This is a genomic window from Streptomyces sp. NPDC057543 (assembly GCF_042801895.1).
GTDB lineage: Bacteria > Actinomycetota > Actinomycetes > Streptomycetales > Streptomycetaceae > Streptomyces.
Genome location: NZ_JBHVFF010000056.1, coordinates 17,642 through 34,993, shown reverse-complemented (window position 1 = coordinate 34,993; position 17,352 = coordinate 17,642). Strand labels below are relative to the sequence as shown.

Genomic DNA, 17,352 nt, shown 5'->3' with positions numbered 1-17,352 from the left:
ACGGGCGTGTCGGATGCGGTCCTCGGCCCGGGCCCGCTGACGGTGTCGTAGCTCGAGGGCGGAGATCGGGGAACTCGTGGTGTTGGTGGCGAACGTGGTCAGCCGCAGCCCGTCGGCGTCCGTGATGCGCAACTGGGCGCCGGGGTGCGGACGTTCCTTGCGAGTGATCAGGCGCATCCCTTTCGGCCACCCCTTCAGGACGTCTCCGTCGAGCTCGGCGACCCAGCCGCCATCACGGATCTGCCCACCGGGCTCGATGGCCGGTGTCCAGGCCGAGGGCGGGACCTTGAGTACGGCTTGGCGCATGGCGTCGGTGACGGTCATGCCGACCGAGTACGACAGCCACCTGCCCCGCTTCGCGAGCCAGTTGACGAACTCGTGGGTGCCGCCGCCGGAATCGGTCCCGGATCAACGTCTGCCTGCCACGGCGGTAGCGTTTCGGCCGCTGAGCCAGGGCGAGTTGTGCTGTGCTGATGTGGTCGGCACCGGTATTGCTCCCCGCGTTACCCTGCCGCTACAGGCCGGCAACCGGCTCCTCGCTCCCGCCGCTGCCGTGGTCGACGAACGCCATCAACGGATGATGCCCGAACGTCTTCTTCCACGTCGCTGCGGCATCCTGCTTCTCCGAGTGCGCCAGCACCAGCACCCCGTCCAGGTCCACGATCACCTGCCCGCCGGCATCCGGGGCCTTCTTCCCGGCCACCGTCCAGACGTGCTTGCGTGTTTCGGCCCGGGCTGCTTGTCCCATCGTTGCAGGTCAGGAGCACTCTTCGCGTTTCCGATCAACTCTCGGACAGCCAGTCACATGAAAGCGCGAGGTTAGTTATCGGGTCCGGACTTCCGGACCTGGCTCAAGTCCCGCACGTAGCCCGTGCCAGGGCGCCCGCCCAGCAGGACTTCTTCTCCGGTGGGCACGAATCCGGCGCGGGTCAGGACCGTCTGTGAGGCCGGGTTGTCGAGGGTGGTCGCGGCTCGCAGTGTGGTCAGGCCGTACTCCTCGGCGGCCAGGGTGCACAGCCGGCGGACGGTGGCCGTGGCCACACCGTGGCCGGTGGCCTTCTCGGCGACGCGGTAGCCGAGTTCGGCGGAGCCGTCCGCCACGTCGACCAGATTGAACCGGCCCAGGATCTCGCCCTCATCGTTCACCAGGACATGGAAGTGGCAGATTCCGGCGTTCTGTTCGGCGAGCAGGGCAGCGTGCCGGGCTGCGAAGTGAGTGAAGTAGTCGTCCCCGCGGTCCGGTACCGATGCTGCGAAGAAGGCACGGTTCTCCTGCTCGAAGGCGAAGAGGGCCGGGGCGTGGTCGGGGCGGAGGCGTTGGAGGTGGAGTTCGGGCATGGCTGAACCATATGGATTCCAGAGGACACCCACCCCTCGTCGCGGCAACGTGACGGTCACGGCCGATCTGTCACGTTCATCCGCAAGGCCAGAGGTCACCTGTGGCCCAGCGGTACGGGAACGGACGGCCCCGGCCGGGAGTCGGCTGAATTCGCCGGCAGCGTCAGGGGCCGGTGCCGGTCACCTCCATGTCTCGACAGGAACGAGGGAGCGGGCCGGGTGCAGGGAGATAACGGGTCGTCAGAAAAATATTTCGGAGAGAACCGACTACTCGTGACATCCCCGCACCGGGCCCGCTCCGTCGAAGGGGCAGAGACGAACGGAGGCACGCATTGCGTACCGGTGACCTGGAGGAATTCCGCGGCTTCGCCCAGGAGCGGCTGGTGCACCTGCGCCGCGCCGCTTACCTGATGTGCGGTGACTGGCACCACGCCGAGGACATCACGCAGACGGCACTGGCGAAGCTGTACTCCGTGTGGGGGCGGCGGCGCCAGATACGGAACATGGAGGCGTACGCCCACCGCGTACTGACCCGGGCCTGCGTCGACCACATGCGGCGGCGCTGGCGTCGCGAACAGCCCTCCTGCGTACTGCCCGACCGTGCCGAGCCCTGTGCGGACCCGGCACTGGGACTCCAGGTACGCGCCGCACTGGCCGTCCTGCCGCCGCGCCAGCGGGCGGTAGTGGTGCTGCGCTACTGGGCCGATCTGGACATCGCCGCGACCGCCGCGGCCATGGGCTGCTCCACCGGCACGGTGAAGAGCCACACCGCGCGGGCACTGGCCCGCCTGCGCTCCCTCCTGGGGGACGACGCGGACTCCGACTCGTTCGGAGCGTTCGCTCCTCCAGCCGATTCCACCCGAGAGAAGGTCGCACTGCGATGAACAACCACGATGTCAAGACCCTTCTGGAGGCCGGGCTCCATGACGAGCCGCCCCTGCGGACCAGCGTGGACACGGCCGTCGCGGCCGGACGACGCAGCCGTGTCCGCCGCCGCGGAGCACTTGCCGGAGTGGGCCTGACCGCGGGGGCGGCGGTGGCCGCCCTGGCACTGGTCACGCCCGGCGCCGACCCGGGCGCGACCCCGTTGGCCGCGGCCGACCCGCTCGTCGGCCCGCTGGCGCCCGCCGCGGCCGACAGCGCGGCGCCGCAGACCCTGCGGCCCGACGCCTTCGGGCCGGGAACCGAGCACACGACCCGGTGGAGCAGCAAGCAACTCGCCGGCACCCTGGTCGGGCTGCTCCCGCCGGGGAAGGCGGCCGTCCGGGAGGGAGACTTCCCCGGCCGGACCTACCGCGTGCGGTGGGACAGCGGCACCGGCCCGGTGGAGTTCGTCGGCGGAGCGGAGTACACGGCCAAGGGCCCGCAGGTGCCGCTCTGCGCGAGCATCACGATGCCGAAGGTCGCCCCCCGGCCGGGCGCCCCGGCCCCGCGCGACACAGCCCCGGCGAGCGACTGCCAGGTGGTCGAACTCGCCGACGGCGCACGGGCGGAGGCCGTGACGCTGCGGTTGCCCCGGGACGGACAACCGTCCTGGTACGTCCGCGTGCTGCGCAAGGACGGCCGAACGGTGACCCTTCAGCAGTGGGCCGGCCGACCGGACGCGAAGGCGGCGCGCAACACGCGGTCACAGCCGCAGCTGGACACCACCGCAATGCTGAAGATTGCGAACGACCCCGCCTGGAAGTTCTGACCTGCGGCATGACCGCGCCCCGGCCGCTGCCGGGGCGGACCGGGGCGGGGTGGGACCCGGGCTACGCCGACAGGAGGCAACGGGGGACGGTACGGGGCCGCGGTCGGTGTGCGGCGGCGCGGCGGGGATCGGCGCTCCGGGACCCCGAGCCGTCGCCCGGCGCGTGTCCGGCGGGCCGCGTCCCTCGGACCTCTACGCCCCGCAGGCCTCGCCGGCCGTGCTCCGTACGTAACCGAGCCCTGGGCGGTCGTTCAGCAGGAGTTCTTCTCCGGTGGGGACGAAGCCCGTGCGGGTCAGGACCGTGCGGGAGGCGGTGTTGTCGAGGGCGGCTGCCGCGCGCAGGGTGGTCAGGCCGTACTCCGTGGCGGCCAGGGTGCAGAGTTCGCGGACGGCGGCCGTGGCCAGGCCCCGGTTGGTGGCCTTTTCGGCCATGCGGAAGCCGAGTTCGGCGGAGCCGTCCGCGACGTCGATCAGGTTGAAGCGGCCCAGAATCTCGCCCTCGCCGCCGGAATCCGTGTCCACCAGGACGTGGAAGTAGCAGAGTCCCGCGTCCTGTTCGGCGAGCAGGGCGGCGTGGCGGGCGGCGAAGTGGGCGAAGTAGTCGTCGCCGCGGTCCGGAATCGAGGCGGCGAAGAAGGCGCGGTTCTCCTGCTCGAACGCGAGCAGGGCCGGGGCGTGGTCGGCGCGGAGGCGTTGGAGTTCGGGCATGGCGGAAGCTTATGGATTCCGGGGGTGGGGAGGGGCAGGTGCCGCCTCCGGGGCCGGGTGCGGGGGGACTCCGTCGCGACAACGTGACACTCGCGGGCCGACGTGTCACGTTCGCAATCACCCCCCACCCCACCGGCTGCCGTGGGCTGTGCGGTCACGTCCTGCGGTACGGAGACGGCCCCGGCCGGGGCCGATTCGAGGGGGCGTCTCCGTACCGGCGGTCACGCGGCGCCGTGGCACTCCTGGTACGTCCGGCCCGAGCCGCACCAGCAGGCGGCGGTCCGGGCCGGGGGCCAGGGGACGGCCCGGCCGCGGGCGGCGAGGGTGGTGGCGTACTGGGGGAGGAGGTCCGGGTCGGCGGGGGACGTGGCCTCCGAGGCGGCGAAGGCCTCGTACGACGGGACCGTGCCGGTCACGATGCCGAGGTTCGGGGTGCCGGCCTGGTGGAGGTCGCGGAGGGCGGCCTCCAGGCGGGCCAGGTGGTCGGGGCGGGAGGGGTACTCGCTGCGCAGGCTCGGGTACGCGGTGAGGAGTTCGTCGAACTCGGCGGCCGGCCAGTGCAGCACCGCCACCGGGAAGGGGCGGGACAGCGCGGTGCGGTACGTGCCCAGCTCGGCGCGGAGGCGGGTGATCTCGGCCCGGAGCTCGCCCGGGTCCGAGGAGCCCAGCGCCCACAGGCGTTTCGGGTCGTGCAGCTCGTCCAGCGAGACGGCGGCCGTGTGGACGGTGTCGGCCAGCTCGTCCCAGATGTCGTGGTCGGCGCCCATCAGCCTGCGCACCCGGTGGCGGCCGATCAGCAGCGACTGCACGGCGTACGGGACCTCCTCGCCCGGTGTCAGGAGGAGCGTCAGCGCGGTCGTGAAGCAGTCGTGCGCCGCATCCAGCTCGTCGTGCGATTCGAGGGTCTCGGCCGCGATCTCCCAGGGCGCCGGGTCGAGCGGGCCCGCGGCGCGGATGCCGTCGAGGATCGCGCGGGCCTCGGCCTCGTGGCCGTACTCCCACAGGTTGGCCGCGTTCAGGGCCTTGACCAGATGCGGGTGGTCGAGGTCGGGGGAGCCGAGCAGCTCGTCGTAGAGGGTGGTGGCGCGGGCGCGGTCACCGGCGAGCTCCAGATGGGCCGCGGCCTGGAGGAGCAGCGGCTCACGGTCCTCGGGGTACTGCGCCGCGGTGCGCAGCAGGCGCTCGGCTTCGGTGGTGTGGTCAGCAGGCGTGTCGGGGCGCATGGACCACACCGTACTGCTGTACGGCATCGGGACGGAGGCTTGTCCCGGCCCTGGAGAGTTACAGGACATGGCCTTATGGTGCGGGCCGTGCGGGAGCGGATACCGGTCGTGGTGCAGCGGAACTCGCGGGGGCGGCGGATCGCCGCGCGCGGGCTCTGGACGGGCGCAGAGGTGGTGGTGACCCTCGGGGTCGTCCTGTTGTTGCTCGTTGTTCATCAGCTGTGGTGGACCAACCGGCAGGCCCGTGCCGACGCCGAACACCGGGTTCAGGCCCTGGAGAGGGAGTGGAGCGAGCCACCAGGACTCAAGGACGGGGGAAGCGGAGGTGGGGGCGGAGACCGGGCGGGGAGCGGGCGTGCGGCGGACAGCGGGGCCTCGGGCAGCCGTTCGTCCGTGGGCCGCACCGCGCCGCCCGCCGCGCCGCGCTGGGATCAGACGTACGCCGTCATCCGTATCCCGCGGATCGGGCTCACCGCCCCCGTAGCCCAGGGCATCAGCAAGCACGGCGTCCTCGACAAGGGGTACGTCGGGCACTATCCGCGCACCGCGCAGCCCGGCCGGCCGGGCAATTTCGCGCTCGCCGGGCACCGCAACACCCACGGTGAGCCCTTCCGGTACATCAACCGGCTGCGGCGCGGGGACCGGATCGACGTCGAGACCCGGGACGCCGTCTACACGTACACCGTCGACCGGACGCTCGGGCAGACCAGCGCCCGCGACAGCGGTGTCATCGCGGCCGTCCCGCGCAGCAACGTGAAGCCGTACGCGGGGTACGGAACGCCCGGTTCCTATGTGACGCTCACTACGTGCACGCCCGAATTCACCTCCCGATACCGGCTTGTCGTATGGGGGAGGCTGACGGACGTCCGGGCGCGTCAGCCGCATCGCACTAAGGTTCCCTGACGTGCTCAGACGACGTCCCCATTTGTTGTGGTTGCTGGTCCCCTATGTGCTGTACCTGGGGGTGCTGCCGTTCGTGAACCGGGTCCATCCCGTCGTTCTCGGACTGCCGTTCCTCTTCGTGTGGCTGCTCGGGGCGACCCTGCTGACACCCGTCGCCGTATGGCTGACCCGGCGGGGGGACCGCCGGTGAACGCGGCAGTCGCGACCTCCGTCTTCGGGGTCTTCATGGTCGCCACCGTCGCCCTCGGGCTGCTCGCGATGCGTGGGCGGCGGAAGGGGAGCGGAGCGGGCGGCGGGCTCGCCGAGTGGTCCGTGGGCGGGCGCAGTCTCGGGACCGTGTTCATCTGGGTGCTGATGGCCGGCGAGGGCTACACCAGTTTCAGCTACCTGGGCGCCGCGGGATGGGGCTACAACTACGGGGCGCCGGTGCTGTACGTGGTGGCGTACATGTCCTGCGGATACGCCCTCGGTTACGTCGTCGGGCCGACGCTCTGGGCGTACGCACGCAAGCACGGGCTCGTCGGGATCACCGACATGGTGGCGCACCGCTTCGGCCGGCCCTGGCTCGGTGCACTGGTCGCCGTTCTCGCGACCGTCTTCCTGCTGCCGTACATCCAGCTCCAGATCACCGGCATGGGCGTGGTCGTCTCGACCATCTCCTACGGTGCCATCAGCCTGAACTGGGCCTACTTCATAGCGTTCGCCGTCACCACCGGCTTCGTCGTGGTGAGCGGGCTGCGCGGCAGCGCGTGGGTGTCCGTCCTCAAGGACGTCCTCGTCATCGCCACACTCGGGTTCCTCGCCTTCTACGTACCGCTGCACTACTTCGACGGGTACGGGCCCTTCCTCGACCGGCTCGTCACCGAGAAGAGCGACTGGCTGACCTTCCCCGGGCACGGGGACAGCGGGCTCGGGCAGGCGTGGTTCATCAGCACCTCGTTCCTCAACTCCCTCACCGTGGTGATCTTCCCGACGACCGTCGCCGGGTATCTCGGCGCGAAGAACGCCGACGTACTGCGCCGCAACGCGATGTGGCTGCCCGCCTACAACGTGCTGCTCTTCGTGCCGATGCTGCTCGGCATGGCGGCGCTCTTCGTCGTGCCCGGGCTCGTCGGTGCCGAGTCCAACCTGGCGCTCTTCAAGCTCGTCGTGGACTCCCTGCCCGCCTGGGCGGTCGGCGTCATCGGCGTGGCGGCGGTGCTCTCGTCGATCGTGCCGATGGCCGTCTTCATGCTGGTCATCGGCACGATGTGGGGGCGCAGCGTGCTGTCGCTCGTGCCGCGGTGGGAGCGGCGGCAGAAGGGCGCCGCGCAGACCGTCGTGGTGGTCGCGGGCGTGATCGCGCTGGTGCTCACGTACACCGCACCGAACACCCTCGTACGGCTCTCGCTCATCTCGTACGAGGGGATGGCGCAGCTGCTCCCCATGGTGCTGCTGGGGTTGATGTGGCGGCGGCTGACGCTGCTCGGGGCGATGAGCGGGCTGGTCGTCGGCGTGGGCGTGGTGTGCGGTTTCGTGTTTACGGAGAACGATCCGGTGTGGGGCGTGAACGCGGGCATCGTGGCGCTGGGCGCCAACCTCGTCGTCGCGCTCGCCGTGACGTACGCGGGGCCGCGCGAGCGCGACGAACGGCCGGACAGCGAGGTGCTCGCGCGGGACGAGATCGGTGCTCCGGAGGAGGACGCGGGGGCGGACGGGGAGGACACGGGGCTCAGCGGCGCTTCTTCGAGGACCGGACGCTGACCGTTGCCGTCGGTCGACGGCGCGCGGCCGCCGGAGACCGAACGCCCCTCAGGGCTGACGACCGTGTCGGACCCATCGTGTATAACGGCTGAAGAGCTGAACAACGGCCGAAGAGCCGAACGCGCGAACGCAGGGGAGAGGGGAGGGGCCGATGAGCGGTGACACGACGCGTCTGCGCGATGGCCTCGCCCGGTTGCTCCGCCCCGCCGGACTGCTGGTCTTCCTCGTGACCGAAGTGCTCCTCGCCGAAGGCGGCAGTCTCTCCGCCGCCGCCGTCGCGCTCGCCGCCACCGCGGCCGCCGGCTCGGCGCTCGTCGCCGCCTCGGTCGTCAGTGCCCGCTGCGCCGCCCCCGTACCGCGCACCCGGGTCCGTACGGCCATGCGCGAGCGGGAGAAACGCACCGCGTTCCTGCCCCAGCGAGACCCGGACGCCAAGGGCCGCAGACGCCCCCGAGCCCCCGGCCGTGCCCTCCCGACGGCCGCGTAGGGGTTCACAGCAGTACCGGAGTGCACGGCAGTGCCGGGGCTGACAGAAGTACTTACCGGGGCTCATCGCAGTACCGGGGCCCACCTCAGTACCCGTAGGCACCCCTGCCCGTAGGCACCCCCTCGCGGTTCGTCATGCCGAGTTCGTCCTCACTTCCCGGCACGACGAGACCCCCGGAGGGCTCACCCATGTCCGTCTTCATGTCCGCATTCGCCGACCTGGTCGGCGCACTGGCCGATGTGCTGCACCCGCTCTTCCAGACCGCGTCCACCGCCGCCGCCATCGTCCTGTTCACGGCGCTCGTGCGGCTCGCCGTGCACCCCCTGTCGCGGGCTGCGGCGCGCGGTCAGAAGGCCCGCACCCGGCTCCAGCCGCAGATCGCCGAGCTGCGCAAGAAGCACGGCAAGAACCCCGAGCGCATGCAGAAGGCGCTCATGGAGCTGCACAAGGAGGAGAAGGTCTCACCGCTGTCCGGCTGCCTGCCCAGCCTGCTGCAGATGCCCGCCTTCTTTCTCCTCTACCACCTCTTCTCCAGCCAGAAGATCGGCGGCGACCCCAACGCGCTCCTCGGCCACCAGCTCTTCGACGCCCCGCTCGGCGAGCGCTGGCACGACGCGCTCGCGCACGGCGGGCTGTTCGGGGCGCAGGGCATGGTCTACCTCGGCCTGTTCGCGATCGTCGCCGTCGTGGCGACCTTCAACTTCCGGCGTACGAAGCGGCAGATGGCCGCCAACCCCGTCACCCCGACCACCGGCCCCGACGGGCAGCCGGTCCCGGGCATGGGCGCGATGACGAAGCTCATGCCCCTGATGTCCTTCGCCACCCTCTTCACCGTGTCCGTCGTACCGCTCGCCGCCGCGCTGTACGTCGTCACGAGCACGACGTGGACCGCGATCGAGCGGGCCGTCCTCTACCGCGACATGCCGGCCGCGGGCACCGCCATGGCCGCCGCGGCGTAACCGGGGCGGCGAGTGCGCCGGTCCAGTGTGTGAACAGGGTCTTGCGGAGTGATCGGATGTCTTGGACGATCGGACAGCCTGCGATGGCCGCCACCCATCCGACGGGCCCGATCTCGACCAAGGGGAGAAAGACCGTTGAAGCTGCTTCGTGTGGGTACGGCCGGCGCGGAACGACCGGCGCTGCTGGACGAGGACGGAACCCTGCGTGACCTGTCGGGGATCGTCACCGACATCGATGGCGCGCTGCTCGCCGACGAGTCCGCGCTCGCCCGGGTACGGGCCGCCGCGGCCGCGCCCGGTGGGCTGCCCGAGCTCGACGCCGACGGGCTGCGGGTCGGTCCGCCGCTCGCCCGGATCGGCAAGATCGTGTGCATCGGGCTGAACTACCACGACCACGCCGCCGAGACCGGCGCGCAGATCCCCACCGAGCCGATCCTGTTCTTCAAGGCGCCGGACACCGTCATCGGGCCCGACGACACGGTGCTGGTGCCGCGCGGCAGCGTCAAGACCGACTGGGAGGTCGAGCTCGCGGTCGTCATCGGGCGCACCGCCCGCTACCTGGAGTCCGCCGAGGAGGGGCTCGCGCATGTCGCCGGGTATGCGACCGCGCACGACGTCTCCGAGCGCGAGTTCCAGATCGAGCGCGGCGGCACCTGGGACAAGGGGAAGAACTGCGAGACGTTCAACCCGCTGGGGCCGTGGCTGGTGACGGCGGACGAGATCGCCGATCCGCAGGCGCTGCCGATGAAGCTCTGGGTCAACGGTGAGCTGAAGCAGGACGGCACGACGGCCGACCAGATCTTCCCGGTGGGCGAGGTGGTCCGGTATCTCAGCCACTTCATGACGCTGTACCCGGGCGATGTGATCAACACCGGGACGCCCGCCGGGGTCGCCATGGGGCGGCCCGAGCCCAAGCCGTACCTGAGGGCCGGGGATGTCGTGGAGCTGGAGGTCGTCGGGCTGGGGCGGCAGCGGCAGGAGCTGAAGGACGCGTAGCGGCGGCGGAGCCGGTCTGCTCGGGGCATCCGGGTGGCCGCTTCGTTCTCGATCGCCGGACGGGCCGAAAGATGTCCTCGATCGCCGGACGGGCTTGATTCGGCCGCTGTGGGCCCAGGGCGCGGCCCTGCGGCGGCCGATCAGAATGCGGAGCAGAGGTCGGAGGGGTGGGGTGCTGTGCGAGCAGCGCCTCACCCCTCCTCCGCGTCATGCGCCGATCGTCGTCGCGAAGTGTTCCAGCGCCTCGACCACCATGGCGTGGTCCTCCGCCTGGGGCAGGCCCGAGATCGTCACCGAGCCGATGACCCCCGCGCCCTCGACCGCGATCGGGAACGAACCGCCGTGCGCGGCGTACGCGTCCGGATCCAGGCGCGAGGCGTCGTCGAACGTCGTGCCCTTCGCCCGGAACCGGGATCCGACCAGGTACGAGCTCTCGCCGAAGCGTTCCACCACCCGTCGCTTGCGGTCGATCCAGGCGTCGTTGTCGGCGCTCGATCCCGGCAGCGCGGCATGGAACAGCTGCTGCGCGCCGCGTCGGATGTCGATCGCGATCGGGGCGTGCCTCTCCCGGGCCATCGAGACGAGCAGCCCGCCGAGCGCGTACGCGTCGTCGTAGCTGAAATGCGGCAGCGTCAGTCGGCGCTCCTGGGCGATGAGCTCGGAGATGGTCGGAGCGGTGGGGTTCATACGGGCTGCTCCTCGGTGTCGGCGGAGGCGGACGGGGATACGGCGGGCAGGGTCACGGTGACCCCCTCGCGGGACGAGCGGCGGGCGGCCTCCAGTACGTCCAGGGTCGCTGCGGCCTGGAGGGCGGTCACTGGATTGTCGCCCTTTCCGCGCAGCGCATCGGTGACCGCCGCGTAGTACGCGGGGTAGTCGCCCGGCAGCGTACGAATCGGGGCGCCGCCGCCCGTCAGCGGGGACTCGCCCGAACCGATCCGGCCCCACAGCTCCTCGGGCTCCTCGCCCCACGGCCGGCCCGCCGCCGGGCGTGCGCCCGCGCGCAGATCGGCCTCCTGCGGATCGAGGCCGTACTTCACATAGCCGGCGGTCGAGCCGAGCACCCGGAAGCGCGGACCGAGCTGGGCCGCGGTGGCGCTGACGTACAGATGCGAGCGGACCCCGCCGGCATGGGTGATCGCGAGGAACGTGTCGTCGTCGGCGGCGGCGCCGGGGCGGCGTACGTCGGACTCCGCGTACACCCGCACCGCCGGGCCGAACAGCATGAGCGCCTGGTCGACGACATGGCTGCCCAGGTCGTACAGCAGCCCGCCGATCTCCCCCGGGTCGCCCGACTCGCGCCAGCCGCCCTTCGGCTGCGGGCGCCACCGCTCGAAACGGGACTCGAAGCGCTGTACGGTCCCCAGCTCGCCGTCCGCGACCAGGCGGGCGAGAGTACGGAAGTCGTTGTCCCAGCGGCGGTTCTGGAACACCGAGAGCAGCAGCCCGCGCTCCTCGGCGAGGGCCGCGAGCTCCCGCGCCTCGGCGGCCGTACCGGCGATCGGCTTGTCCACGACGACCGGCAGACCGGCCTCGAGCGCGGCGGTCGCGATCGGGACATGGGTCCTGTTCGGCGAGGCGATCACGATCAGATCGAGTTCGTCCGCGCGCCCCCACAGCTCCTCCGGTGACGCGGCGAACCGTACGTCCGGGAACTCGGCGCGCGCCTGCGCCCGCCGCTCCTCGCTCGACGTGACGACCGTGTCGAGGACGAGGCCCTCGGTCGCGGCGATCAGCGGGGCGTGGAATACGGAACCCGCCAGGCCGTAGCCGACGAGTCCGACGCGCAGGGGGGTCTCGGACAGCCGAGATGTCTCGGACGACAGAGAGGCCTCGGACAGTCCGTGCGTCTCGTGGGTCGCGTTGCCAGTCGTGGTCATGGCTGACACTTAAGCAACGCTGTTGCCAAAGTGCAAGCAACAGGGACAATGAGGCGGTGAACAGGAGTAATAGCGGCGCCAACCTCCCGACCCTGCGCAGTCACAACGCGGCGCTGGTGCTGGATCTGCTGCGGGTGGCAGGCGAGCGCGGCATCAGCAGGCTCGAACTCGCCGAGCGCACGGGGCTCACGCCGCAGGCCGTCAGCAAGATCACCACTCGGCTGCGGGCCGAGGGTCTGGCGACCGAGGCGGGCCACCGCGCCTCCACCGGAGGCAAGCCGCGCACCGTGCTGCGGCTGGTGCCGGACGCCGGTCACGCGATCGGCCTGCACCTGGACCGCGACGAACTGACGGTGGTCCTGGTCGACCTGGCCGGCACGGTCGCCGCGAGCCGCACCGACCCGCTGGACTTCGGCGCCCCGGCGGACGAGGTGCTCGCGATGGCGGCGTACGCGGTCGCGTCCGTGTGGGGCGGGGGTGCGGGGGTGGTTTCGTCTGTGCGGGGCGTGGGTGCGGGGGTGGTTTCGTCCGTGCGGGACGTGGACGCAGGGTCGGTTCCCTCCGTGTGGGGCGGGGGCGCGGGGGCTGTCCCCTCCGCGCGGGACCTCGGCGTGCGGCTCGTCGACCGGCCGGTGCTCGGGGTCGGCGTCGCGGTGCCGGGGCCGCTCGACCACCGGGGCGGGGTGCTGCACCGCGTCACCGGGTTCCCGCAGTGGGACGGTTATCCGTTGCGGGACGCGCTCGCCGCGAGGACCGGGTTGCCCGTCGTCGTCGACAAGGACACCAACGCCGCCGCCCTCGGGCTCGCCCTGGGCGCGGCGGGCGCGGGCGACTTCGCGTATCTGCACCTCGGGACGGGGCTCGGTGCCGGGCTGGTCCTCGGCGGGGGGCTGCACCGCGGGGCCCGTACCGGGGCCGGTGAGTTCGGGCACCAGACCGTCCAACTGGACGGGCCGGTGTGCGGCTGCGGGGGGCGCGGCTGCATCGAGGCGCTCTGTCTCGCCGCCGTCGCCCGCGGCGATGTCGCGGAGGCCGCCCGGGTGCTGGGAACCGGCGCCGCGAACCTCGTCGGGCTGCTCGACATCGACCGGGTGGTGCTCGGCGGCCGTACCGTCGCCGCCGATCCCGACGCGTACGTACGAGGCGTCCGCGCGGTGATCGACGAGCGCGCCCGGCTGGGCGGCGTCGACGCGCCGGTTCCGGTGACCGCCGCCGGGGGAGGGGACCGGCCGGTCGCGGAGGGGGCCGCGCAACTGGTCCTGGCCCCGCTGTTCGGGCGGTTCGCGGGCGCGGACGGGGGGTGAGCGGTGCGGGCGAGTCCGGATACCGGCTGTCCGTCGTGCGGGGCCGAAGGCGCGGGCCGCGGGGTGCGCGGCTGGGCCGGTCGAGCGGTTCCCGGCTGTCGGCCGGGCGGCCCCCCGGCATGTCGGTGCCGGGCGCCACGCGCGTGCGTGGCAGCGTCGCGGCCCAGAACCGGTGAACTCCGGAGCACAGGGCTGGGCGGGTGCTGAAGATCTTGGCCGGACCCGTGGCGGCCGGCGCGCGCGTCCCTTGCGCCTTGTGGCTGTACGCGCCGACCGCCGACCCCCGGTCCGGCCAAGGTCTTCAACACCCTCCCAGCCGACCGTTCCCGCGAGCAGCGAAGGGTGACCCCGCATGTCCCCGACACCACCCCCGTCGGCTACGCCGTCCGCCGCGCCCACCCCCGAGTCGAGTCCCGCATCCGGTCCCACGTCCCTTCCCCCGGCCGCCGCCTCCCTCCCCGTGTCCGCCGCCCCGGCCAGTCCTCCCTCGCCGCACCCGCACCCGTCCTCGTCCCCGCCGCCCGGCCGGACGCGGCACGGGCTCGCGCTCGGGCTGGCGGCGGCGAGCGTGGTCCCCGCGGTCCTTGGCGGCGCCTCCGCCGCCCCTGCCTCCGCCGCACCTTCGGTCACCCCGGTCTCGAAGCCGGACACCGCCATCGCCGACCAGCAGCCCACCTGCGGTGATCCGGAGGCGAGCGACTTCCCGATCAGCACCCGCATCCGCGGCGGCCCCGACACCTACACACCCGGCGGCGGCTACGGAACCTGGTTCCTGGACCTGACCAACACGACCACCGAGTCGTGTCGGGCCATCCACCCGGTGCTGGTCCTCACCGACGAGGACCGGAAGCTGACCGCCGACCAGATCCAGCTGGAGTTCGCCGAGCCCTCCCGTCCCGATGTGGAGCACCGGGTCAGCTGGGAGACCACCGACCAGGACGAACACATCGGCGTCTTCGGCGGCGTCGGCGCCGACGACTTCGCCGGCTTCACCGTCCCGGCGGGCCGTACCGTCACCGTCGAGGTCCGGATGGCGTTCACCTCCGACGCCGTCCCGGGCCGGATCACCGCCAACGCGGCGATCGTCCAGCGCCAGCACGCGGCGAGCGGCGGGGCGGTGAAGGACGACGGGTCCTGGGTCGGCGAGTCCGACGACTACCCGTTCGCCGTCGTCGAGGACAGCACCGGTGACAGCGACAGCGACAGCGACGAGTCGGCCGATACGGGAGACACCGAAGGGACCGGAGAAACCGAAGGGGCTGGAGTCATCGGTGGGACCAGCAAGGCCCCCGGGACCCGTGAGGCCCCCGGGACCGGTGAGACCCCCACCACTGGCGAGGCCCCCGCCACCGGCGAGATCCACGGGACCGGCAAGGCCCCTGGGACCGGTGAGGCCCCCACCACCGGCGAGACCCGTGGGACCGGCGAGACCCCGGGGACCGGCAAGGCCCTCGGCACCGGTGACACCCCCGCCACCGGCGAGATCCACGGGGCCGGCAAGGCCCCCGCCACCGGCGAGATCCACGGGACCGGCGAGACCCCGGGGACCGGCAAGGCCCTCGGCGCCGACAAGGCCTCCGGCACCGGTGACACCCCCGCCACCGGCGAGATCCACGGGGCCGGCAAGGCCCCCGGGACCCGTGAGGCCCCCGGGACCCGTGAGGCCCCCGGGACCGGTGAGACCCCCACCACTGGTGAGGCCCCCGCCACCGGCGAGATCCACGGGACCAGCAAGGCCCATGGGACCGGCAAGGCCCCCGGCACCAGCGAGGCCCCCGCCGCCCGCGGCACCCTCCGCCCGTTCGCACCCGGCCGGACCCCGGTGAAGGGCGACCTCCCCGAACTGGCCCGTACCGGCCCGGCCATCGTTCCGTACCCGGGCATCACCGTCGCCGGGTTCCTGATCGGTGGCGGGGCCCTGGTGATCTGGTCCCGCCGCATGCGACGCCCCCGCTCCGGGCCCGGCCACTGAGCCGCCCGTCCACGAGTGTTCATGTCCGTCTGCCACCATCGGGCCGTGGACTACCCGCACGACCAGACACCTGGCGCACCCATCCGCTCCGGCATCCCGGAGCATGGCCGCATCCCCAAGTACTACGCCGTCAAGGCTCATGTCGCCCTCCTCATAGAGGAGTTGGGCGAGGGGGGCATGCTGCCCACCGAACGCGATCTCGCCGAGCGCTATGAAGTCTCGCGCGAGACAGTGCGTCAGGCCCTGCGTGAGCTCCTGCTGGAGGGGCGGCTCGCCCGCCAGGGGCGCGGCACCGTAGTCGCGGGCCCGAAGCTGGAGCAGCCGCTCTCCCTGGCGAGCTATACGGAGGGCGTACGCCGCCAGGGCCGTACCCCCGGCCGTCACCTCATCGGGCTGGAGCGGTTCCCCTGCCCCGAGGCGCTCGCCGCCGACGTCGGGGTGGGACGCGGTGAACCGGTCTGGCACCTGGAGCGGGTGCTGCTCGCCGATGACGACCGGGTCGGCCTGGAGAGCACGTACGTCTCCGTCGCCCGCGCGCCGGACCTGGACACGGAGTTCGACCCCGACTCGTCCTTCTACGCCTACCTTCGCGACCGGCTCTCGATCGCCTTCGGCGATGCGGACGAGCGGATCGAGACCGTGCTCGCGACACCGCGCGAGGCGCTGCTCATCGGTACGCCGCCCGCCCTGCCCATGCTGCTGATCCACCGGATCTCGCGCGATACGGACGGGAAGCCGCTGGAGCGCGTACGGACGCTGTACCGCGGGGACCGGTTCTCCTTCACCGCGCACCTGGGCCCGCAGGACGGACGCTGACCACATCTCCGGCGGCCACCGCGGGCGCCGGCCAACTCGGGTAGGTAACGAGAAGATAACGGGTCTAGTCCAGGTTTGGGGTCCAGTTCACCCTCCCGTTGCCGTACCGATCCGTACGGGTCACCGGCCCCGAGGAGCGTGGCCGTCGTGAGAGTCATCGTCGTAGGAGCCGGCGTGGTGGGAACCATGCACGCCTGGCACGCAGTGAACCGCGGCCACGAGGTCGTACAGATCGAGCGCGAGAGCGAGGCGCGCGGAGCATCGCTCCGCAATTTCGGACAGATATGGGTCAGCGGCCGGGCCGGTGGTGAGGAGCTGGAGACCGCGCTGCGCGCCCGTGAGCTGTGGGAGGGCATCGGGGCCCGCGTTCCCGGCCTCGGGTTCCGGGCCTGCGGCTCGCTCACCCCGCTCCGTACCGAGCTGGAGACCGCCGTCGCCGAGGCGGCCGTCGCCCGCCCCGACGCGGCGGCCCGCGGCTACAAGCTGCTCACCGCCCACGAGGCCCGCGCGGTCAACCCCGCGCTGCGCGGCGAATTCGCCGCCGCGCTGTGGTGCGAGCGGGACGCGGCGGTCGAGCCGCGCACCGCACAACTCGCGCTGAAGCAGGAACTGTTGAAGTCCGGGCGCTATACGTACCTGGGCGGGCGCGAGGTCCGCGAGGTGGTGGGCACCGCCGCCGTCCGTGACGACCACGGCGATGTGCACACCGGCGACGCGGTGATCCTGGCCACCGGTGCCTGGCTCGGCGGACTCGTCCGCGAACTGGCCGGCCCCGACCTGCCGGTGCGCCGCGTCCGCCTCCAGATGATGCAGACCGACCCGCTCGGCGAGCCGCTCACCACCTCCGTCGCCGACGCCGACAGCTTCCGCTATTACCCGGCGTACCGGAGTGAGGCGCTGGACACGCTCAACGCCGAGCAGGCGCAGGCGCCCACCGCCGCACAGCACAGGATGCAGCTCCTGATGGTGCAGCGCCGCGACGGCGGACTGACCATCGGCGACACCCACGAGTACGAGCACCCCTTCTCCTTCGACACCGTCGAGGAGCCGTACGAGCACCTCACCGGGGTCGTCGAAGCCTTCCTGGGCCGCCCGCTGCCGCGGATCCGGCACCGCTGGGCGGGGGTCTACGCCCAGTGCACCGACACCAGCCGGGTCGTCCACCGCCAGCAGGTGCGAGACGGCGTCTGGCTGGTCACCGGACCGGGCGGCCGGGGCATGACCTGCTCGCCCGCCATCGCCGAAACGACCGCCAACGAATTGGACTGGTGAAGAAGTTGACCCCGCAGACCCCGCAGGCCCCGCAGACCCGCCAGACCTTGCAGACCTC

17 protein-coding genes and 1 pseudogene are annotated in these 17,352 nt (G+C 72.2%); 12 read left to right on the top strand and 6 right to left on the bottom strand.

From position 1 onward, the window contains the following. A pseudogene (locus tag ACFU8Q_RS12650) lies at positions 1-742 on the bottom strand (transposase); the annotation flags it as partial. A gap of 77 nt (positions 743-819) precedes the next feature. Beyond that, complete coding sequence (locus ACFU8Q_RS12645) at positions 820-1,338, bottom strand: GNAT family N-acetyltransferase (RefSeq protein WP_384451786.1); 519 nt, start codon at positions 1,336-1,338, stop codon at positions 820-822. A gap of 332 nt (positions 1,339-1,670) precedes the next feature. Between ACFU8Q_RS12645 and ACFU8Q_RS12640 the strand changes: the two genes are divergently transcribed. Together ACFU8Q_RS12640 and ACFU8Q_RS12635 are read left to right on the top strand one after the other, a co-directional pair. Next, complete coding sequence (locus ACFU8Q_RS12640; protein WP_384451783.1) at positions 1,671-2,222, top strand: SigE family RNA polymerase sigma factor; 552 nt, start codon at positions 1,671-1,673, stop codon at positions 2,220-2,222. Beyond that, positions 2,219-3,031, top strand: coding sequence for a hypothetical protein (locus tag ACFU8Q_RS12635; protein ID WP_384451781.1), 813 nt, complete (start codon positions 2,219-2,221; stop codon positions 3,029-3,031). Before ACFU8Q_RS12640 ends, ACFU8Q_RS12635 begins: the two co-directional genes overlap by 4 nt. 192 nt (positions 3,032-3,223) lie before the next feature. Here ACFU8Q_RS12635 and ACFU8Q_RS12630 read toward each other — a convergent pair whose 3' ends face one another. Both ACFU8Q_RS12630 and ACFU8Q_RS12625 read right to left on the bottom strand, forming a co-directional pair. After that, positions 3,224-3,739: a GNAT family N-acetyltransferase gene (locus ACFU8Q_RS12630; protein WP_384451778.1), complete on the bottom strand. Its 516-nt coding sequence runs from the start codon at positions 3,737-3,739 to the stop codon at positions 3,224-3,226. 221 nt (positions 3,740-3,960) lie between these two features. After that, positions 3,961-4,962: an SEC-C metal-binding domain-containing protein gene (locus ACFU8Q_RS12625; protein ID WP_384451775.1), complete on the bottom strand. Its 1,002-nt coding sequence runs from the start codon at positions 4,960-4,962 to the stop codon at positions 3,961-3,963. 75 nt (positions 4,963-5,037) lie between these two features. Between ACFU8Q_RS12625 and ACFU8Q_RS12620 the strand changes: the two genes are divergently transcribed. The 6 genes from ACFU8Q_RS12620 (at position 5,038) to ACFU8Q_RS12595 (ending at position 10,050) form a co-directional block, all read left to right on the top strand. After that, positions 5,038-5,865 carry a class E sortase gene (locus ACFU8Q_RS12620; protein WP_384451773.1) on the top strand — a complete coding sequence of 276 codons (828 nt, stop codon included), beginning with the start codon at positions 5,038-5,040 and terminating at the stop codon, positions 5,863-5,865. A gap of 31 nt (positions 5,866-5,896) precedes the next feature. Further along, positions 5,897-6,055, top strand: a complete 159-nt coding sequence (locus tag ACFU8Q_RS12615) for a DUF3311 domain-containing protein (RefSeq protein WP_323184045.1) — start codon at positions 5,897-5,899, stop codon at positions 6,053-6,055. Continuing rightward, complete coding sequence (locus ACFU8Q_RS12610) at positions 6,052-7,608, top strand: sodium:solute symporter (protein ID WP_384451770.1); 1,557 nt, start codon at positions 6,052-6,054, stop codon at positions 7,606-7,608. Before ACFU8Q_RS12615 ends, ACFU8Q_RS12610 begins: the two co-directional genes overlap by 4 nt. A gap of 151 nt (positions 7,609-7,759) precedes the next feature. Further along, entirely contained in the window at positions 7,760-8,095 is a 336-nt protein-coding gene (locus ACFU8Q_RS12605) for a DUF6412 domain-containing protein (RefSeq protein WP_384451766.1), read from the top strand. A gap of 188 nt (positions 8,096-8,283) precedes the next feature. After that, complete coding sequence (locus ACFU8Q_RS12600) at positions 8,284-9,054, top strand: YidC/Oxa1 family membrane protein insertase (protein ID WP_384451763.1); 771 nt, start codon at positions 8,284-8,286, stop codon at positions 9,052-9,054. Between the two features lie 135 nt (positions 9,055-9,189). Further along, a complete protein-coding gene (locus ACFU8Q_RS12595; RefSeq protein WP_384451761.1) occupies positions 9,190-10,050 on the top strand; it encodes a fumarylacetoacetate hydrolase family protein in 861 nt (286 codons plus the stop codon). 207 nt (positions 10,051-10,257) lie between these two features. Here ACFU8Q_RS12595 and ACFU8Q_RS12590 read toward each other — a convergent pair whose 3' ends face one another. Together ACFU8Q_RS12590 and ACFU8Q_RS12585 are read right to left on the bottom strand one after the other, a co-directional pair. Continuing rightward, positions 10,258-10,737 carry a heme-degrading domain-containing protein gene (locus tag ACFU8Q_RS12590; RefSeq protein WP_384451758.1) on the bottom strand — a complete coding sequence of 160 codons (480 nt, stop codon included), beginning with the start codon at positions 10,735-10,737 and terminating at the stop codon, positions 10,258-10,260. Continuing rightward, positions 10,734-11,840: a Gfo/Idh/MocA family oxidoreductase gene (locus tag ACFU8Q_RS12585; protein ID WP_384451794.1), complete on the bottom strand. Its 1,107-nt coding sequence runs from the start codon at positions 11,838-11,840 to the stop codon at positions 10,734-10,736. The genes ACFU8Q_RS12590 and ACFU8Q_RS12585 overlap by 4 nt, the downstream gene beginning before the upstream one ends. 146 nt (positions 11,841-11,986) lie before the next feature. On the opposite strand from ACFU8Q_RS12585, the gene ACFU8Q_RS12580 reads away from it, so the two are divergent. From ACFU8Q_RS12580 to ACFU8Q_RS12565, 4 genes are all read left to right on the top strand, one after another. Continuing rightward, positions 11,987-13,234, top strand: a complete 1,248-nt coding sequence (locus ACFU8Q_RS12580; RefSeq protein WP_384451755.1) for an ROK family protein — start codon at positions 11,987-11,989, stop codon at positions 13,232-13,234. A gap of 352 nt (positions 13,235-13,586) precedes the next feature. Further along, on the top strand, positions 13,587-15,206 hold the full coding sequence (locus ACFU8Q_RS12575; protein WP_384451753.1) for a hypothetical protein: 1,620 nt from the start codon (positions 13,587-13,589) through the stop codon (positions 15,204-15,206). Positions 15,207-15,251: 45 nt separating this feature from the next. After that, positions 15,252-16,022 carry a GntR family transcriptional regulator gene (locus ACFU8Q_RS12570; RefSeq protein ID WP_384451752.1) on the top strand — a complete coding sequence of 257 codons (771 nt, stop codon included), beginning with the start codon at positions 15,252-15,254 and terminating at the stop codon, positions 16,020-16,022. Between the two features lie 147 nt (positions 16,023-16,169). Further along, positions 16,170-17,294 (top strand): TIGR03364 family FAD-dependent oxidoreductase, encoded by a 1,125-nt coding sequence (locus ACFU8Q_RS12565; protein ID WP_384451750.1) that lies wholly within the window; start codon positions 16,170-16,172, stop codon positions 17,292-17,294. The last annotated feature ends 58 nt before the right edge of the window (positions 17,295-17,352 follow it).